The sequence below is a fragment of the Nostoc sp. genome (genome assembly GCF_036917355.1).
Taxonomy (GTDB): Bacteria; Cyanobacteriota; Cyanobacteriia; order Cyanobacteriales; family Nostocaceae; genus Nostoc.
Genome location: NZ_JBALDP010000026.1, coordinates 173,423 through 190,331, shown reverse-complemented (window position 1 = coordinate 190,331; position 16,909 = coordinate 173,423). Strand labels below are relative to the sequence as shown.

Genomic DNA, 16,909 nt, shown 5'->3' with positions numbered 1-16,909 from the left:
TGGAAAAAGAAAAGCTACCACCTCAACGAGTAAATTTAAGTGCGTTGGCAAAGCCTTGCCGAAGGCATCGCGATTTTATTGCCCAATTAGATTTTTTAGTTACCTGACTTTTTTGCTTGAAACGCTTGTAAATCAGAGTCTTTTAGGGAATGAAACACCCCTGCCTTATAAAGGGGGAACTTGAAATTTTGCTCCCTCCCCTTGTGAAGGGGAGGGTTGGGGAGGGGTGATTCAACGATTTTTGCAAGAGGTCTAATCCTTTCGTCTCCTTCATCCCACGCACTCATATCATAAAGTAGAGTAAAAGTCTAGTCTATATGAACACACAAAAATTTTTATTACGTATTAATATCAATACGAATGCGTGAATTGACGAACGCGGCTTAAGATAGCTTTAATATCGGATAAAATCGGCTTCTAGGCTTATATAAATGAGAAGTGGAGTAATTTTTGCATGATTTGTACTTAGATTTAGTACGATTATGAGCAAATGACACGAAATGGGATAATCACAACCTGAGGATTCCAGTTGATTCCAAAAATAGAACTCAGGAAGTTGATTATAATACATCCTGCTACCTTCTGAGTTCTATCCTCCTACTGACTGTCTACCTTGTAGTTGATGCAGTAGATAGTATGGGGCAAGTATGGTTATAGGACACTAAAATCTTTTTGTGCCTTTCACCAAATTGTACTGATTCGCAAGTACATTACCTAATCAACAACCTTTTGGTTGTAATTATCCAGATTAGAAAAACTCAACTGTCAAATTAATAGGAGTGAAAATGCCAGAACAAGAATTTACCGAAACCGCATCTAAAGAGACTACAGTGGCAGAGATCAACAGCCAAACAGGAACTATCACCAAACTCCAGCCTCCGGCGCAGTCTCAAGACGAATGGCTAAAATACGGGGAGCAAATTTCTACCTTTTTAGCAACATTACCAGATTATCTGGGAAGCTTCTTTAATCAATATAAGCAACCCCTGGTAACAGTTGGTTTAATTGTAGGATCAATTGTTGCCGTTAAAGTACTCTTGGCAATATTAGATGCCTTGAATGATATCCCTTTGGTAGCACCTACTTTTGAACTGATCGGTATTGGTTACTCTGCCTGGTTTGTTTACCGCTATTTACTCAAAGCCTCAACCAGGAAAGAGTTAACTAGTGAAATCACCACTCTTAAATCACAAGTTGTCGGCAAACAAATTCCAGAAGCTTAATATCTAATTATCGCTTCTCTATGAGACGCTACGCGTAGCTTGCTCTGTGTAGAAGTACGCTCTAATTCCAAATTCCCGAAGACTGGACGCCGGAAGTCGGTGTCCAGTCTTCTCTCAAAGTTCTTGACGAAATCTTTAACAATTTGTAATATCAAGACTACACCCATAACGCTAGTAGCCGTATAAGTCGCTACCTACGATCCTTGGTTTAATTACGAATTAGTAATTATTGTTGAGGCGAACCTCCAATGGGCAATTTAACTTTTGGGTTCGGTTTTGGCGTCTGTGGAAGTTCTGGAGATATTTTAGGCGATGCCTGCGGCGAGCTACCCCTACGCACTATATTAGGAGATGTAATTGCCGACAGTTTGCCCCGTTTGACTAAAGCTTGATGAATCATCGCTGCCACTTCCGCCCGACTAGCTACTTTGTTGGGATCGAGGACTTGAGGATTTGGATAGTTAACTACTAGACCATTGGTTGTAGCAGCAGCGATTTTGCCAATAGCATAAGGTGGAATTTCTTTCGCATCTTTATAGACACTGATAATCTGATTTGGAGAAGTGGGTGCTTTTAAATTCAACCCACTGACAAGAGCAACTAAAACTTGTACTCGTGAAATATTTTGTTGTGGTTTGAAGGTTTTTTTCGGGTAGCCCTTGAGAAAACCCGCACTGATGGCTTGGTCAATTGCTGGAGTTGCCCAGAATTTTGTTGGTACATCTTGAAATGCGATCGCAGTCTTAGACGGTTCTTGGTCAAAAGCTTTTTCTAGTATGGCAGCAAATTCGGCGCGATTTACAGGCTGATTTGGTCTAAAAGAATAATCAGGAAACCCTTTGAGAATCCCACGGGCAGAAAGAACGTCTATAAAACGCCGACTCCAAAAGTTATTGGGCACATCATTAAATGCAATTGGCGGCGGAATGATTGATTTGGGTCTTGCCGGAGTTACTAAAGGCAACGCTGATGATTTGAGTGATGACTCAAGTTCTGTTGGAGAGGATACAGGTGTTTGTGATTGTGGGGATTGAGTTGGGATTACCAAAATAGATGGTAACATTGCGCGGTAAGGAGTTGCGCTGTTAGTTGGGAATGAACGTGTAGTGGGTTCAACAACAGCTTCCGGTGGAGAAGATGGCAAAACGTTTTCGGGGACTGCATAAGGTTTTACCTTGGCAGCAAGAGAGGGCAATACTGGATTTGGTCGAACACTAGGAGACGGAGTAGATGAAGGCAACAGCAGCCCGTTCAAGTTCCAACTAAAATCTCTGCGGGACAACGACCAAAAAAGAATCGCTCCGATAGTGGTGAAGGCAACTAGAATGGCTATAAATTCATCAAAGCCAAGGGCAGTTTTTTGAGATGACTCCGGTTCGGAAGGAGGTCTATTTGTCATCGTGATTACCCTAGTAGCAGTAAAAATTTGTGTCTAAACAAATTAAGCCACAGATGACTCTTTTACACCAGCCCTTTTTTAATTCGTAATTCGTAATAGGATATCAGGCTTCTGGTTCAATACCGAGCGATCGCAATTGGGCAGCTAGGCGATCGGCTCTCTGGGATTCCTGTTCGGCTCTTTGGGATTCCTGTTCGGCTCTTTCATCGCCACTCAACAACAAATTGCCTTCTAAATCCCACCAACGCAGCCAGGGTAATTCCACATTCTGATAAACTCCTAGCCATAAGCCTAGCTCAATACCCAAAGCAACTATAGGATAATGTCCTCGTTCATTTGCTGATAATATCTGATACTTTCCTTCAATCAGATGATAAACTTCTAAGCTGGCTTTACTCGCTTCATAAATGCCGTAGAAAGGAGGACGAATCACTTGCTCATAAATCCAAAATTTACCCTTTAAAGGAGTTTTATCCCGTTCTTCACTACCGTCCCCAGAGACAAATTCTAAAACAATCAACGGGGCAATAAACTCTCGCCACAACACATAAGAACGTCGCGTTTGCCCATTGAGCAAAAATGGTACATTCGGTACATAAAACCAATCTGGTGCTTCTGCGCCTTTTTCAAGGGGATCGGTCAACCGCCAGTAAATGCCTAAGTCTTGCCCTATACAGTATTCACCTTCAGGATTTAATTGCTTAAGGAGGGGTGTAATTGAGTCAGTTAGTAGAATGCTTTGGGGATGCTCTTGCCAATTCTTCACAAAAGTACCATTAGACTCAGGAAGTTGAGTATGATCCGGGAATGGGAAAGGAGTGAGAGCGTTGGGTGGATTGGTTACAGAGGTCATAACGCTACCTTTGCACTCTTCGTAAAGGTTATTTTTAGTTTAGCTTGCGTAGGCGTAGCCCGTCGTAGACATCGCTTTATCAATATTCTCCACCCAGATTATTAATTGCACGCCAATTACTTCTAGTCGTCTGAGAAAGATTTTCAGCTTGACAGACCACTAGTTTTATTAGATGCCTAAACTAAAATCGGATTTTGAGGGTGGCAGAATGTAGAATATTAACTTATTCTTTACCTGTCTTTGAAAAAATCAGGGTGTGTAGTGCCAGAAGAATTCAGTTGCCAAATTTCACCGCCATTTTTGTCTGAGGGAAGCGATCGCGATCTTAATTTAGATTCAACCCTCCAAGAACTACCAATGTATAACTTCTCGGTGGAAATCAGCCACACTGGGATGGAAGTGGCTAGTTTTTTGGACAAATACCCCTTGCTACCAGGAGTAATTTTGGTAGAACAAGGACAGTTCATTGGGATGATTTCGCGGCGGCGACTACTAGAATTTTTGATTCGTCCATTCGGACAAGAGTTATTTGTTCAGCAACCATTAGCTGTTCTCTACAGCTATGTGCGAACACCGATGTTGCTTGTTACTGATACAACATCAATTTTAACAACAATGCAACTTAGCTTAAAGCGATCGCCAGAATTATTAGCAGAACCAATTGTAATAGAAACCGAATCTGGTGCTTATAGATTATTAGATGTCCAAGAATTGAATATTATTTCTTGGCAAATTCGGGGAATCGACAATCTGATCCGCTACGAACGCAGTCAAGCTCAAATGATTCAAAATGATAAAATGGCAAACTTGGGGCGTTTGGTAGACGGCGTAGCCCATGAAATTTTAGACCCAGTGGGTTTTATTTGGGGTAATATAATTTATGTTTCAAACTACAGCCAAGATTTACTCAAACTAATCGCAGCTTACGATCGAGAGTTACCATCAGTTTCTCAGACAATTAATCAGATTAAAGAAGAAATTGAATTTGATTTTTTAGAACAAGATTTGTCGCGATCGCTTGCTAGTATTCGCACAGGAGCGGAAAGATTAAAAAAACTTGTGACTAGCTTGCAAAATTTCTGTCATATTGATGAACTTTTCCCTAAGCCAGTAGATTTACACGCCTGTATAGATAGCATTATTTTACTAATTAATAGCCGTCTTCAAGGAGAAATTGAAATCGTCAAATACTACGGTCAATTACCTCCAGTGTATTGCTTTATGGGGCAATTCAACCAGGTTTTGATGAATATTTTAAGTGAAGTTGTGGATACTTTACTCAATGAAGGAGTGCGACAGCAGTTACATTTAGAAGAGACAAAGACTGTTCAAAAACCCCGAATTGAGATTACCACAGAAGTTATATCACAAGAAGCAAGCAACCCAGATGCACCAGATTCTCGCTGGGTTTTAATTCGCATTGCTGACAATGGCTCTGGAATGTCTGAAGAATTACAACAGCAAATTATGGAGTCTTTTTCTGTGGAAACAAAGAATGGTAAAAATACTGGTTTAGCAGTAAGTTATCGAATTATCACTGTGAGACATGGCGGGAAGTTGAATTTTCATTCACAGATTGGTATAGGTACAAAATTTGAAATATTGTTACCTCTGGTGTAAGAAGATATATTGAGAAAAATGACTCATATATTAACAATTTTTTCAAATAAATAATTGCTCAAATACTGATTCTGAAATCAGCATGAACTCGTGTTTAAGTTAGTCTTTCATAACTTTAAGATACTTAGATAGTATTTAAGGTTTCCCACTCATCTAAAGAAACTTCAAACTCTCTCTTAACTTCTTCCATCACTAACTTTTCTGTCTCAAAATAGCCAATTTCTGTAATTTCTCCGGCTTGGGATACATCGAATCGGTAAAAGCCAGAATCTGTTGTATATTGCACAATTCTAATTTCTTTAGGTGGATCTAAGTCTTTGTATATCCCATCTATACATATACGTCGATATATAGCTCCAGTAGATTTATGGTTTGGATTTAAGAAAACACGATACTTGAGTACAGGAAACCTTTGCTTAAATAATTCAAGTAGTTCAAAGAATACATCACATGCTTTTGCTTCGTCTCCAACTTCTCGGAGAATAATATTTTTCCATCCTGCTGTTGATCCGTACCGTTTATAATATCGAGCTACCCAGTTGTTCAACTGACTAAAGGGAGGGTTCTCTTCTTCAATTAAGATCCCATTTTCCCCTATAGCAAAAAAATAGCCATCAATAAAGCTGCTTAATGCAGTTAAGGAACGCTGACCTAAATACATTGCTGGTCTTGGTCTAATCATTTCTAAAATGTCATAAATATTTTTCATTTTATTGCCTATTTAGAAACTAAAATACTTGATTTAGTGATATTTTACCCCGTAATATATCCCCAGCCCCACCGTTAAAAAGCAGGGCTGTTTCCTTCCCTCACCTGAGTTCTTTATTATTAAAATATCGTTTTTAGCAAACTTTCGCCACGTTGATAAATTTCCCGTGCGTGATCGGTCCAAGCACCTTGTCCCCAATAACGAAAACAACTGGTTTGCAGCAACATATTATGTAAAAGAACATTACGATAATGAGATTGTCTGGTTACAGGTTCTGCTAAGTCAACTTGTTGTAATGGATCAAATTTTTGATGGAATAAACTGCTTAATTGATACATGGGAGACAACACATTTTCATATCCTTTTACCCAACTGATATGATTTGTCCACGAGGCTCCATCTAGATGAAAATTAGAGTTTGTTTGCTTTAATTCTTGAATGGCATTCTCTACAGCTTGCGGTTGAGTATTATCTGGTGAAACTCGCTCCCAAATCTGATGTTGTCCCACTGGCTGACAAGTTGGATAATCTTCAGATTTGCATCCCGCTGCTTCGATTAATTCTAAATATTCTGTACCGCACACACCAACAACACCTGATTTTCCTCCGCCATTATTGACCATATCCCACCAAGCTTGTTTAAAAGCGCTAGGAAATTCATTCATCATCACACCACCATTTTCACCATCACCAATTTGGCTAACTATTGGTGGTACAAATACACCGCCAATTTGTTGTTTGGATAATGTCTTCGCTTCATAATAAGGCTGCATCTGAGCAACTAATTTCGTATCGGAACCTTGGGTTTTAATTAAGGCTGTGATGCTAATTGTTTCGCCTTGAGAATTACGGGCAATTAGACGATGTGGTAAATGTTTATAAGTAAGAGATTGACCAGTAAGAGTTTCTACAGAATGTTCTTGAACAAGTAGCCAGCGATATCCACATTCTTTTAGTGCTTTCACAAATTCAAAGAGAGCATCAGGGTGATTTGGTAGGTGCATTTCTGGAGGCGAAAATCCTTTGACTCGCGCTAGTGCTTCCCAGCCAAAAATTGCGGCAAAGTGATGTTGCCATGCAACGATATGTAATTTAATATCTGCTATGGGTGTGGAAGGAATAACTGCATGACCCCACATTGTACCCAGCCATTCTACATAAGGTTGGTAGGTGCGATCGCAAGTAATCCGTTTAAGATTATCCAGAACATCACCGCGTCCCATTTGCCGCAGTCCCCACAGAAGATTACCAGAGTAATCCAACATCACACGCGGATTGCAACCTTGACTTACAAGTTCGGGGATCAAGTCACCCATGCGGCTGTAACAATGGGCAAAGGGATCTGCGTTGTGGTTATCCCCTTCATGGGGATGTTCAAACATATATTGCAGATTGCTGATGAGTGTACCGTCATTTCCAGCAGGTATAGTTGGCTGGTGCATGTGCAAAGCGATCGCAAATACAGCATTTACGTCTTCTAAACGGATATTCGTTGTTGGTAAAAATACTGGTCGATCTTGGTTAACCACAGAGAGAACCTCTGTTTCCCAACCAGAAATATTCGGTAAGCCATCAATGATTTCGGGCAAAGGAGTCAGTGTTGTAGGGAAGGAAAGCATTTCTGATTGCTCCGAAACAAGGTATGTCTAATTATGCGATCGCCCAGCAATTTCTGCTCTGCAACTTTATGTATTGATGCAAACTGCGATCTTCTTGTAGTCCCGCAATATCTGTGTAGTTAAACAGTTTGGATATCACACTTGTATAAAAAATGTTGGAAAATATACAGCAATCCTATTTAATTTTTGTTGCTAGAGGCGTACATCTGTACGCCCCTACAGCCAATTTATTATGTTGCAAAGATTTTTGGAAATGGTATGATACAACTCAAAATTCAGAAATTCAGATTTCATCTGGGCTTCTGGGTTTGAATCTGTTTCCCTCTTTTAAATAAGCTGTAAAATCCATAGAAACTGTACACATTAAATATTATTATTTATCAAGATAAAATTTTCTATTCTATGCTTGACGCAAATTTAATTTTAGGACAGGTCTAATGAAACTAAAACAATTTGGAATTACATTTTTGAGTGTTTGCATTGCTGCTTTTTCAGGAATGAAAGCAGCAGAGGCGGCATCATTTTCGGTAATCGCCGATGGTCTTAATAATCCAAGGGGTTTAACTTTTGGTAATGACGGGAGTCTTTACGTCACGGAAGCAGGAACAGGCGGCAGTGGAGCTTGTGTTCCTTCACCGAGCGTTGCAAACCAATCTTTATGTTATGGCACAACTGGTGCAGTCACCAAAATTAGAAATGGTACGCAAGAACGTATACTTACAGGACTTCCTTCTTTAGCATTATCAGATGGTACTGATACTTCTGGGCCTCAAGATATCAAATTTGATGCTGCTGGCAAGCCTTATATTGCAATTGGGTATGGTTCAAATCCCACATTTCGGGCGGCATTAGGTAATACTGACTTAGGAAAAATCATCACTGCTAATTTCAATACAAATTCGTGGACTAGTGTTGCTGATTTAGCTAATTATGAACTTGCAAATAATCCAGATCGAGGCGATCTAATTAGCAATCCTTTTTCTCTTCTTGTAGATGGAAATCATATTATTACAGTTGATACTGGTGCTAATGAGTTACTCAGCGTAGGTACTGATGGCAGTAATTTAAAGGCGATCGCCACAATTCCCCGGCAGACATTAACTAATCCAATTTTTCCCTCTGGCGCATCCTCATCGCCATTTGAAATCCAAGCAGTACCCACAAATGTCGCCAAAGGCCCAGATGGCGCTTATTATATTAGCCAATTAACTGGTTTTCCTTTTCCACAAGGTGAAGCAAAAATCTATCGAGTTGGTGCTGATGGTCAACCAACAGTTTATACCGATGGCTTTACCCAACTTACTGACTTAGATTTTGATAATGAGGGTAATTTATATGCTTTGCAGTACGCTAATCAGTCACTCTGGAAAGGTAATCTAGATGGTTCTGTAATTAAAATAGCGAGTGATGGAACTCGCACAACTATTCTTAGTGGCAATGGATTAGAATCTCCTACTGCTTTGACTATTGGTGCTGATAATGCTATTTACGTGACAAACCGAGGCGATCGCCCTGGACTTGGACAAGTTATCAAAATTGAGAATTCCAAGTCTGTTCCTGAATCTACTTCTACTTTCAGCTTATTAGCATTTCTTGGTACTGTGAGCCTTACTTTGTTGCACAAGGGTAAAGCCAAAAGACTGAAGATTTCGGACAAGTTTGTTCAGCAGTGTTGAGTCAGCGATCGCCTTCGGTGTCTCCCCTTCTCTATGAGACGCTACGCGAAGGGATAAGTTTTTCAATCAGCCTTTGTCTGCTTGGTGCTGGCGGTGTTGCTATTCGTAAAATTAGCTCTAACAACCAAGGGGCGAGGCGTTGACACAACACGGCTAAATGACTTTGCCATCCGACTAAAATTTCTGATGAATCATTCTGCATTCCGGTGACGAGTGCTTTAGCCACTTCCTGGGGAGTCATAGGGATCACCCAGCGAAATAATTTTAAGTCGCGCACCATGTCTGTGTCTGTCAAGGAAGGCAGTAATGCAATGACGCGGATATTGTGTTCAGCTAATTCTTGGCGCAAGGCTTGGGTAAATCCTAAGATGGCAAACTTGGTTGCTGAGTATGTCGCCATTGTTGGTGCAGCCACTTTCCCCATCAGGCTCGATACATTGACAATTGTCCCTTGTCTTTGGCTGGCCATGCGTCGAGCAATCAAACTAGTGAGGTTGTACATTCCTAACAAGTTCACCGAGAGTTCTTCTTGAACTTGAGGCATTTTAGATTGCAAAAATGAGCTTTGGTATGCGACTCCCGCACAATTAACCAGCAGGTGAATCTGTCCGTAATTGCGCCATAGTTGGGCAACAGCGATATTTACTTCTATTGTCTGCGTCAAATCTAAGGCCACGATCGCAGCTTCTGTTCCCATAGCCTCGATTTCGTTGGCTACCTCTAATAACTTGCGGCGATCGCGTGCTACCAATATCATCCGTTTGATGCCTTGTTGCGCTAATTCGAGGGCGATCGCTCGTCCAATTCCACGCGAAGCCCCTGTAATTAGGGCAACTTTACCTTGAATCTCCATTAGTTTTATTCTCCAAAATTTAAGTCTTACCAAACTCTTCGTTATTGCCGATACACACAAGCAAGAGCTACTCACTTGTCGGAACAAAGTAAGACAAATAATCAATCACAATTGAAATCAAACTGAAACTAAGCCTTTAGCAATGAGACATTTCTTGGTTAATCTGCAATCCCTCATAGTTGTCTATATGAGGCAGAAACTTCTCGTTTTGAACCCGTCAAAGCCTAACACACTTGGCTGAATGGGTATAGCTCATAGATTTTATTTCTCCTAGATCCGAGCGTTCATCAGCATTGCTGTCATACACACGTTAGCAATTAAATCAAGCTATTGCAATATTCTTTAATCAGGATTTCTTAATACTTCTTAACGACAAGTATATATATACAAAAGATTTTATTAAATAAGTTTTTATGAATCCCTCAGTATAAATATCTCATTTTCCTGACAAATAGCCCTGTTTTAGGAAATTGTGATATCTAATTCATCGTTTAGAAACAAAAAAGACATATAGCATTTTTGCTGATGGTTGCAATAGTTGGAAGTCTCAACTAACTCATATAATTGCAACAGTATATTTACTGTTTTCTTGAAAAGAAAGGTTAATGCCTTTTATTTATTGAAAATAACCAAAAATGGCTAGAGCGTTGTCTAAAATTATCTGCCAAAACTTTAGAATAAATAGTAATTTATTTAGGTTTAGCTTTGAGTTCATCTAAGTAATACTTGAGACTTGCCTCGTTCATAGCAAACTTTAATCATTCGCGAACAATAAGATCCCCGATTTATTAGAGAAGTCGGGGATCTGAAGTGTAAGTCAATATGATTCCTAATTGATGATTCCGCCAAAAATCGCACTACGTACATTTACGTAACTAGTCATTATTATCTCACGGTTAAATAAGGATAAATATCAATACTGCTCGGTTAAAAATATTTGTAAAACAGATACCTCGAAGTCATGTTGAAGTACTTGAAAGTCGTGTTGAGGTACTCCAAAGTTGTGTTGAAGTACTCCGAAGTCGTGTTGGAGTACTTCAAACTTTGTCGCACCGCGATCGAGTACACAGGTGCATAGGCGTAGCCCACCGTAGGAATCGCTTTCATAAATCTCCACAAACAAAGTGATGTCTACGATGGTCACTGACTTGTACTGAGCGCAGCCGAAGTAGCTTGTCGTACCCCTCCGGGGAAGCAAGCTACGCGGAGCGTCTCGTAGATAAGTGCGGGCTACGCCTACGCTTGACTTTTAAAACAGTCGCTACACATTTCTATTTTTGAGGCAAAACCTAGCCAGTATTGACACTACTCTCTATTCCCAGTCTAAGTTGTGGTCTAAATACCTGAAAAATGCTAAAAAGCCCAGCCCATCAGCTTAATTAAGGGGTTAAGAAGTCTAAATGGTTTCCTGGTTGGGCACGCAAATCTTCCACAGTTCCCTGAATTTGTAATTTGCCTTGATTTAATAGCACAATCCAATCAGCACGGGCAATTACTCTCGGACGGTGGCTAATCAAAATTGTAGTTTTGCCTTGGCGATGCAATAATAACTGATTCAAAACTTTAACTTCACTCACAGGATCTAGTCCAGCTGTTGATTCATCCAAAATTAGGACTGGTGGATCGTTGATGATAGCTCTTGCTATAGCCAATCTTTGCCGTTGTCCACCAGAAATATTTGAGCCAAATTCACCTAATACAGTTTGATATTTTTCAGGTAGTTTACTAATAAAATCGTCCGCCTCAGCAATTTGGCAAGCAGCAACAATTTGCTCAAAGGTGACGTGAGGAGAACCTAAGCGAAAATTATCAATAATAGAGCGACTCCAAAAATGAGCATCTTGCGGAACCAGGACTACTTGTTGTCGCAAACAATCAAGGGCTAAATCTTGCAGGTTATAAATACCAATGCGAATATTACCAGAATTAGGTGTATATAATCCGGCAATCAGTTTAGCAAGGGAACTTTTACCACAGCCAGATGTACCAATTAGAGCAATAACTTTACCGCCAGGAATAGTTAGGCAGAAATCTTGCAGTAACTCTAGCCTCCCAGGATAGTGAAAGTTGAGATTTGTGCAAATAATATCAGCCTTGCTAGGAATCTTCGTAAAAGGTTTTTTAGTATCGCCTTGATTTTCCGGTGTGGAATCGATAACTTCTGTTAAGCGCTGCGTGGCAGTTTTGGCACGAGTGAATTCATCTATAAAGTTGAGCGCAGTACTAATGAATGATAAAAAATTACCATTCATTCCGTTAAATGCCAGCAGTTGACCGATGCTGAGTTCCTTGTTAATAACCAGAATGCTGCCGAAACCAATCAGACTAATACTGCCAATACTAGAAACTAAACTAGAGAAGATACCGTTAATAATTCCAATCTGAACTGTGCGAAATGTTTGATTTGCTAAACGACCAAATCGGTTCTGAAATTCTTCCCAAAACTGGGGAGCAGCGGTAGTAGTTTTGAGTGTCAGAGCGCCTTTAAAGCTTTCAACGAGAACACCTTGGTTTTCTGCATCTAAGACTAAGACACTTCTAATTTTTTGTTGAAGTGTAGGCAGAAAAACAATCGTAGACAAACTCATTATAATCGCAATAATTATACCAACTAAGGTAAGTTTCCAGCTATAGAACAGCATGAAACTTAAAGAAACTGCTGCAATCAATAATTGACTTGGTAAACTAATAATTGCTTGAGAAATTAATTGATTAATTTGTTGAATATCTTGCAATCTGCTCACAATCTCGCCACTACGACGCGATTCATAGTAAGTCAAAGGCAACCGCAAGATTGTCCTAGCAAATTCTAAAATTAATCCTAACTCAAGCCGTTGGGCAAAATGGGCAATCAGGTTATATTGAACTAGTTTTAAACTACTTGACACAAGATTCATCACCACAACAGCAATAATTACAGCAGCAAGAAGCTGAGTGTCACCCCGAACTAGTACATCATCCGTCAGAATTTGGAGCAAGATGGGAGAAGCTAATGAAAGTAGACCAATAATTAAAGCGCAGAGAAAAGCCTCGAATAGTATGTTTCCATAAGGCAATACACGCCGCACAAAGCGCCCAAATCCGTCAATTTTATCATCGGGTTGAGCATAAAAGCGAACCGAATCTGGCTCCAGTAAGAGCATCACCTTATCTGACCAAGCCTCCGTTAACTCTTTTTTAGAGACATAACGGATGTTAGCTGCTGGGTCGGCAACTATATATTTCTTGCCTTTTTGGCCATACAAAACAACCCAGTGGTAGCCTCTCCAGTGAATGATTGCTGGCAGTGGCGCTTGGTTCATCTTGTCTAATATTTCATTTGATGCTCTGACCGAGCGCGCATTGAAACCAAGTGCTTCGGCTCCCCGCCTCAGTCCTAACAATGTTGTTCCTAATTGACCAGTGCCTACCGCTTCCCGGATGTGATTTATTGTAAAGTTGCGCTGATAATGTTTGGCAATGGAAGCAAGACAAGCCGCTCCACAATCTTCTTCACTATGTTGTGTAACAACTTGGTATTTCATTTCGCACTCCAGTATTTATATCGTGACAAAACCAAAAAAATAGCAGGGTCTTATCCCTGCATGGTTAAAAATTTAGCTCATAGTTTAGTCACACTATGGTTTTAATACTTAGACAGAATATCGTATTTTGATGATCAGAGGGCTGTAACCAGCAACTTATGTTAGTTGTTTTGAATTCACTTTGTTAAATAAAAGCTGATACAAACTGTATTAATTTTTACTATCCTTACCTGTCTTTATGATTGATCAAAGGTTATGGATATTGTGAGCGAAAAATCTATGTAAAGTGTTATTGATAATTACCACTAGCAATTATCAATAACACTTTGTTAACTTTTTTAAAGAAAAGTAGATAGGTAGGAATAAACGTATGTTACGATGACTGCCATAGAGAAACAGCTAATGGCTACTAGGATTAAGTCGATTAGCAATTAAGCCGCACGTAAAATTAATTTAACCTGCGTCAACAGTGTAAATTACTTGAAACGTGAACTTTTATCCTGAGTAGAGACACGTTAATCGTGTCTTTACGTTTATTATTTCCCTTCTACTGAACTTCATACAAATTAACTATTGCTCTATTACTTGACAATAATGACGCTCTTGTTGCTAGCAGATGCATATGGGTAATAACCTTTTGCTTCTGCGTTAGCATATTGAGTTACTACTATACCATCGCGGTTTATTATACCGGAGTTATAGAAGTAACCACCACCAGACAGATTGGCTTCTTCGTTGGTGCTTAATGCGGTAAACAAAGTGCTTTCCATAGTTTTAGTTCTCACTTAATTGTTGGGATTTAGATAACATCACACTAAATTCATCAATGCAAACAGCGCATTTATGAATGTTTTTGTGTTGTTAAGGAAATTATATGGGTGAAACTAGTGTAATAAAACAACTATTTCCTTAAGATATATATATTACAAGCTCTTAACAAACATACTACTTGGCTAATATTTATACTATTTTCACTGTTTTCTGAAAAAACCATGAATTTTATTCTCTTTAAATAGATAAATATTCTGGATTTAATTGTATGGCAAAAATATATATGCGTATAAAGATTTTCTGAACAATAATGTCTAATTTAAGACTAAAATAGACAAGATCGTTAACGTATTAATACTGTTATTGAGGCACAAAACCTTAAAGAAAGAGTATCAAATCAGTTAAATAGTATTTTGTTATACAAAGTCATGAAAAAGCAAATTTGGAGAAGTCCAAAAATTTTACATAATGTTTAAGTCTACGTATTATAACGTAAGTATTTTGTATTTTGTATTTTACTTATACAGAGACTATTGAAAATAGCATAAAAGATTGTGATAACAACGCTTTTAAACTAGCTTAACTACTTATTAATTAGAATAGAAAAGAAAAGTTTTCTCCCTATTATAGAAATTTTTGCAAGTAAATAAAGAAAAGGTAAAATTTTAGAAGAAAATTATAAAGATTTGGTCTTTTTACTAAAAGGCACTAATTGTTATATAGACTTAGGCTATAGATCGCTTTTTAGCTATTGCTGATGGAGAAACCTCTAAGACAAGCAGCTTATCTTCTCCCAAGGGAAGAGGCTAAGAAGACTAAGCTTTCAGAGGATGTTTGAAAAGTCGCAAAGTATACTATAAAACCCTTTCCAAACCTCTCCCCAAAGGTGGAGAGGCTTTGAAATCCCCCTTTTTCTTCTAAAAAAGGGGGCTAGGGACGTTAGATATCTGAGGCTTAAATCTTAGCAATAATACTTTTCAAACAACCTCTCAGAGTGAGAAAGGAGGCTCCTAACTTGAAAATGCTCGTTCAATAAATATCTATATATATAGATGTAATGTCGCTCCGCATTTTCATACTTGGTAGTGTACGAAGTTCATAACGATTACCCTCTTGCACTAGCTGGTTTTTTCCTTGATTGTTTGCACAACCAAAATATTTTTTAACGTATATGCTTATTGACCCCCAACCGGACTTTCTCCGCCCAGTTGAAAGCGACGAATATCTTCCTCCGATTAGCAGTTGGACATGGCTGGGAGGGATATTTTTAATTGGAAGTGTTGGCGCTGCCTTCGGGCTTGCAAGTGTCATTCAATACAACATAGTAGTGAGAGCAGCTGGTACTGTCCGTCCAACGGGGGAAATACGGTTAGTGCAAGCAGCAGTGGAGGGAACAGTTAGAAGCATTAGGGTGAAAGAAAATCAAGTTGTCAAAAGAGGAGATGAGATTGCACTGCTCTACGACGCCCAATTACAAAGTAAAAAAAGCCAAATTGCCGGCAATATTCGGCAGAATCATTTACAAAGAACCCAAATCGATGCACAACTAAGAGCGCTACAGACTCAAATCACAGCTGAATCCAATTCGATGGGACAGGCGATTATCTCCGCGCAAGCCGATCTTAGTCGTAATCAACGGGATTATGGAGACAAGCGAATTACCAGTAAGGCAGAAGTGGAAGAAGTAGAAGCCTCTGTGGAGTTAGCGAAGGAGGAATTGAAGCGATATCAGCAGCTAGCAGAGACTGGAGCGATCGCAGCTTTACAGATTAAGGAAAAAGAACAAGCTTTTAAGGCTGTACTTGCCAGATTAGAACGGATCAAAACTGGACTCAATCCCACTCGCGCAAATGTGCAGATCGCCCAAGAACGCATTGCTCAAGAACGGGCAAAGGGTGAGTCTATGCTTGCGGCATTGAACAAAGAAAAACAAGAACTGATTGGGCGTCAAGTAGAAATTCAAAATCAAATCAGCAGCGCTCAAGAAGAGCTAAAACAACTCTCAACAGAACTGCAAAAAACTGTAATTCAGGCTTCTGAGGCAGGTACTATCCTGAAACTAGAATTAAGAAATCCTGGGCAAGTTGTTCGTGCTGGGGATGCGATCGCTCAAATTGCTCCTAGTAAAGCACCTCTGGTGATCAAAGCCCGTGTTGCCGCTTCTGATATTAGCAAAGTAAAGGTGTGTAAAGTCGTACAAGTAACAAAATGTTCAGAAGGGGAAGTACAAATGCGGTTTTCTGCCTATCCGTACCCAGATTACGGCATCCTCAAAGGAGCTGTTAGAACCATAACCGCCGACGCTATTACATCTCAAGTTAACGGCAATCCAATTCCACCTTACTATGAGGTGACAATTGAGGCAGAAAGACCTTATTTAAAAAAGGATGATAAATCCTATCCCATTCAATCAGGGATGGAAGTTACAGCTGATATCATTTCCAAAAAAGAAACCGTAATGACATTTATTCTGAGGAAAGCAAGGCTGCTAACAGATTTGTAGGCTTTTTCTTGTATTCCACGCCATTGAGAACCACTCAGGATTTATGCATTAGACCTCTGGCACGAATGTAAAACTAGCCCACATCCCCCAACCCCTTCTCCCACACTTGGGAGAAGGGGAGCCAGTTTTAAAATCCATTTCAAAGTCCCTCTCCTTTGG

Annotated in this window: 12 protein-coding genes; 4 read left to right on the top strand and 8 right to left on the bottom strand. The window is 39.5% G+C overall.

Annotation, left to right across the window (positions count from 1 at the left end):
* Window positions 1-785: 785 nt before the first annotated feature.
* Window positions 786-1,223, top strand: a complete 438-nt coding sequence (locus V7K53_RS07855; protein ID WP_335196992.1) for a CAAD domain-containing protein — start codon at window positions 786-788, stop codon at window positions 1,221-1,223.
* A 226-nt stretch (window positions 1,224-1,449) separates the two neighbouring features.
* Here the strand turns inward: V7K53_RS07855 and V7K53_RS07850 are convergent, their stop codons facing one another.
* Both V7K53_RS07850 and V7K53_RS07845 read right to left on the bottom strand, forming a co-directional pair.
* Complete coding sequence (locus tag V7K53_RS07850) at window positions 1,450-2,622, bottom strand: S-layer homology domain-containing protein (RefSeq protein WP_335196991.1); 1,173 nt, start codon at window positions 2,620-2,622, stop codon at window positions 1,450-1,452.
* A gap of 103 nt (window positions 2,623-2,725) precedes the next feature.
* Window positions 2,726-3,475 (bottom strand): Uma2 family endonuclease, encoded by a 750-nt coding sequence (locus V7K53_RS07845; protein WP_335196990.1) that lies wholly within the window; start codon window positions 3,473-3,475, stop codon window positions 2,726-2,728.
* A 261-nt stretch (window positions 3,476-3,736) separates the two neighbouring features.
* On the opposite strand from V7K53_RS07845, the gene V7K53_RS07840 reads away from it, so the two are divergent.
* Window positions 3,737-5,095 (top strand): sensor histidine kinase, encoded by a 1,359-nt coding sequence (locus tag V7K53_RS07840; RefSeq protein ID WP_335196989.1) that lies wholly within the window; start codon window positions 3,737-3,739, stop codon window positions 5,093-5,095.
* 124 nt (window positions 5,096-5,219) lie between these two features.
* On the opposite strand, the gene V7K53_RS07835 is transcribed toward V7K53_RS07840, so the two are convergent.
* Window positions 5,220-5,804: a hypothetical protein gene (locus V7K53_RS07835; RefSeq protein ID WP_335196988.1), complete on the bottom strand. Its 585-nt coding sequence runs from the start codon at window positions 5,802-5,804 to the stop codon at window positions 5,220-5,222.
* Between the two features lie 119 nt (window positions 5,805-5,923).
* Complete coding sequence (locus V7K53_RS07830) at window positions 5,924-7,423, bottom strand: glycosyl hydrolase family 57 (protein ID WP_335196987.1); 1,500 nt, start codon at window positions 7,421-7,423, stop codon at window positions 5,924-5,926.
* Window positions 7,424-7,860: 437 nt separating this feature from the next.
* Between V7K53_RS07830 and V7K53_RS07825 the strand changes: the two genes are divergently transcribed.
* The gene (locus V7K53_RS07825) at window positions 7,861-9,099 is read left to right on the top strand and encodes a ScyD/ScyE family protein (protein WP_335196986.1); all 1,239 of its coding nucleotides are present in this window, start codon (window positions 7,861-7,863) and stop codon (window positions 9,097-9,099) included.
* Window positions 9,100-9,130: 31 nt separating this feature from the next.
* Here V7K53_RS07825 and V7K53_RS07820 read toward each other — a convergent pair whose 3' ends face one another.
* The 4 genes from V7K53_RS07820 to V7K53_RS07805 form a co-directional block, all read right to left on the bottom strand.
* Window positions 9,131-9,952, bottom strand: coding sequence for an SDR family NAD(P)-dependent oxidoreductase (locus V7K53_RS07820; RefSeq protein ID WP_335196985.1), 822 nt, complete (start codon window positions 9,950-9,952; stop codon window positions 9,131-9,133).
* A gap of 913 nt (window positions 9,953-10,865) precedes the next feature.
* A complete protein-coding gene (locus tag V7K53_RS07815) occupies window positions 10,866-11,096 on the bottom strand; it encodes a hypothetical protein (RefSeq protein ID WP_335196984.1) in 231 nt (76 codons plus the stop codon).
* A 235-nt stretch (window positions 11,097-11,331) separates the two neighbouring features.
* On the bottom strand, window positions 11,332-13,476 hold the full coding sequence (locus V7K53_RS07810) for a peptidase domain-containing ABC transporter (protein ID WP_335196982.1): 2,145 nt from the start codon (window positions 13,474-13,476) through the stop codon (window positions 11,332-11,334).
* A 581-nt stretch (window positions 13,477-14,057) separates the two neighbouring features.
* The gene (locus V7K53_RS07805; RefSeq protein WP_335196981.1) at window positions 14,058-14,246 is read right to left on the bottom strand and encodes a hypothetical protein; all 189 of its coding nucleotides are present in this window, start codon (window positions 14,244-14,246) and stop codon (window positions 14,058-14,060) included.
* Window positions 14,247-15,418: 1,172 nt separating this feature from the next.
* On the opposite strand from V7K53_RS07805, the gene V7K53_RS07800 reads away from it, so the two are divergent.
* Window positions 15,419-16,750 (top strand): HlyD family efflux transporter periplasmic adaptor subunit, encoded by a 1,332-nt coding sequence (locus V7K53_RS07800; protein ID WP_335196980.1) that lies wholly within the window; start codon window positions 15,419-15,421, stop codon window positions 16,748-16,750.
* The last annotated feature ends 159 nt before the right edge of the window (window positions 16,751-16,909 follow it).

What these genes read in the sequence shown, in the direction of transcription:
- V7K53_RS07855 (WP_335196992.1), top strand. Translation starts at nt 786, where the DNA reads ATGCCAGAACAAGAATTTACCGAAACCGCATCTAAAGAGACTACAGTG.
- V7K53_RS07850 (WP_335196991.1), bottom strand. Translation starts at nt 2,622, where the DNA reads ATGACAAATAGACCTCCTTCCGAACCGGAGTCATCTCAAAAAACTGCC.
- V7K53_RS07845 (WP_335196990.1), bottom strand. Translation starts at nt 3,475, where the DNA reads ATGACCTCTGTAACCAATCCACCCAACGCTCTCACTCCTTTCCCATTC.
- V7K53_RS07835 (WP_335196988.1), bottom strand. Translation starts at nt 5,804, where the DNA reads ATGAAAAATATTTATGACATTTTAGAAATGATTAGACCAAGACCAGCA.
- V7K53_RS07830 (WP_335196987.1), bottom strand. Translation starts at nt 7,423, where the DNA reads ATGCTTTCCTTCCCTACAACACTGACTCCTTTGCCCGAAATCATTGAT.
- V7K53_RS07825 (WP_335196986.1), top strand. Translation starts at nt 7,861, where the DNA reads ATGAAACTAAAACAATTTGGAATTACATTTTTGAGTGTTTGCATTGCT.
- V7K53_RS07820 (WP_335196985.1), bottom strand. Translation starts at nt 9,952, where the DNA reads ATGGAGATTCAAGGTAAAGTTGCCCTAATTACAGGGGCTTCGCGTGGA.
- V7K53_RS07810 (WP_335196982.1), bottom strand. Translation starts at nt 13,476, where the DNA reads ATGAAATACCAAGTTGTTACACAACATAGTGAAGAAGATTGTGGAGCG.
- V7K53_RS07805 (WP_335196981.1), bottom strand. Translation starts at nt 14,246, where the DNA reads ATGGAAAGCACTTTGTTTACCGCATTAAGCACCAACGAAGAAGCCAAT.
- V7K53_RS07800 (WP_335196980.1), top strand. Translation starts at nt 15,419, where the DNA reads ATGCTTATTGACCCCCAACCGGACTTTCTCCGCCCAGTTGAAAGCGAC.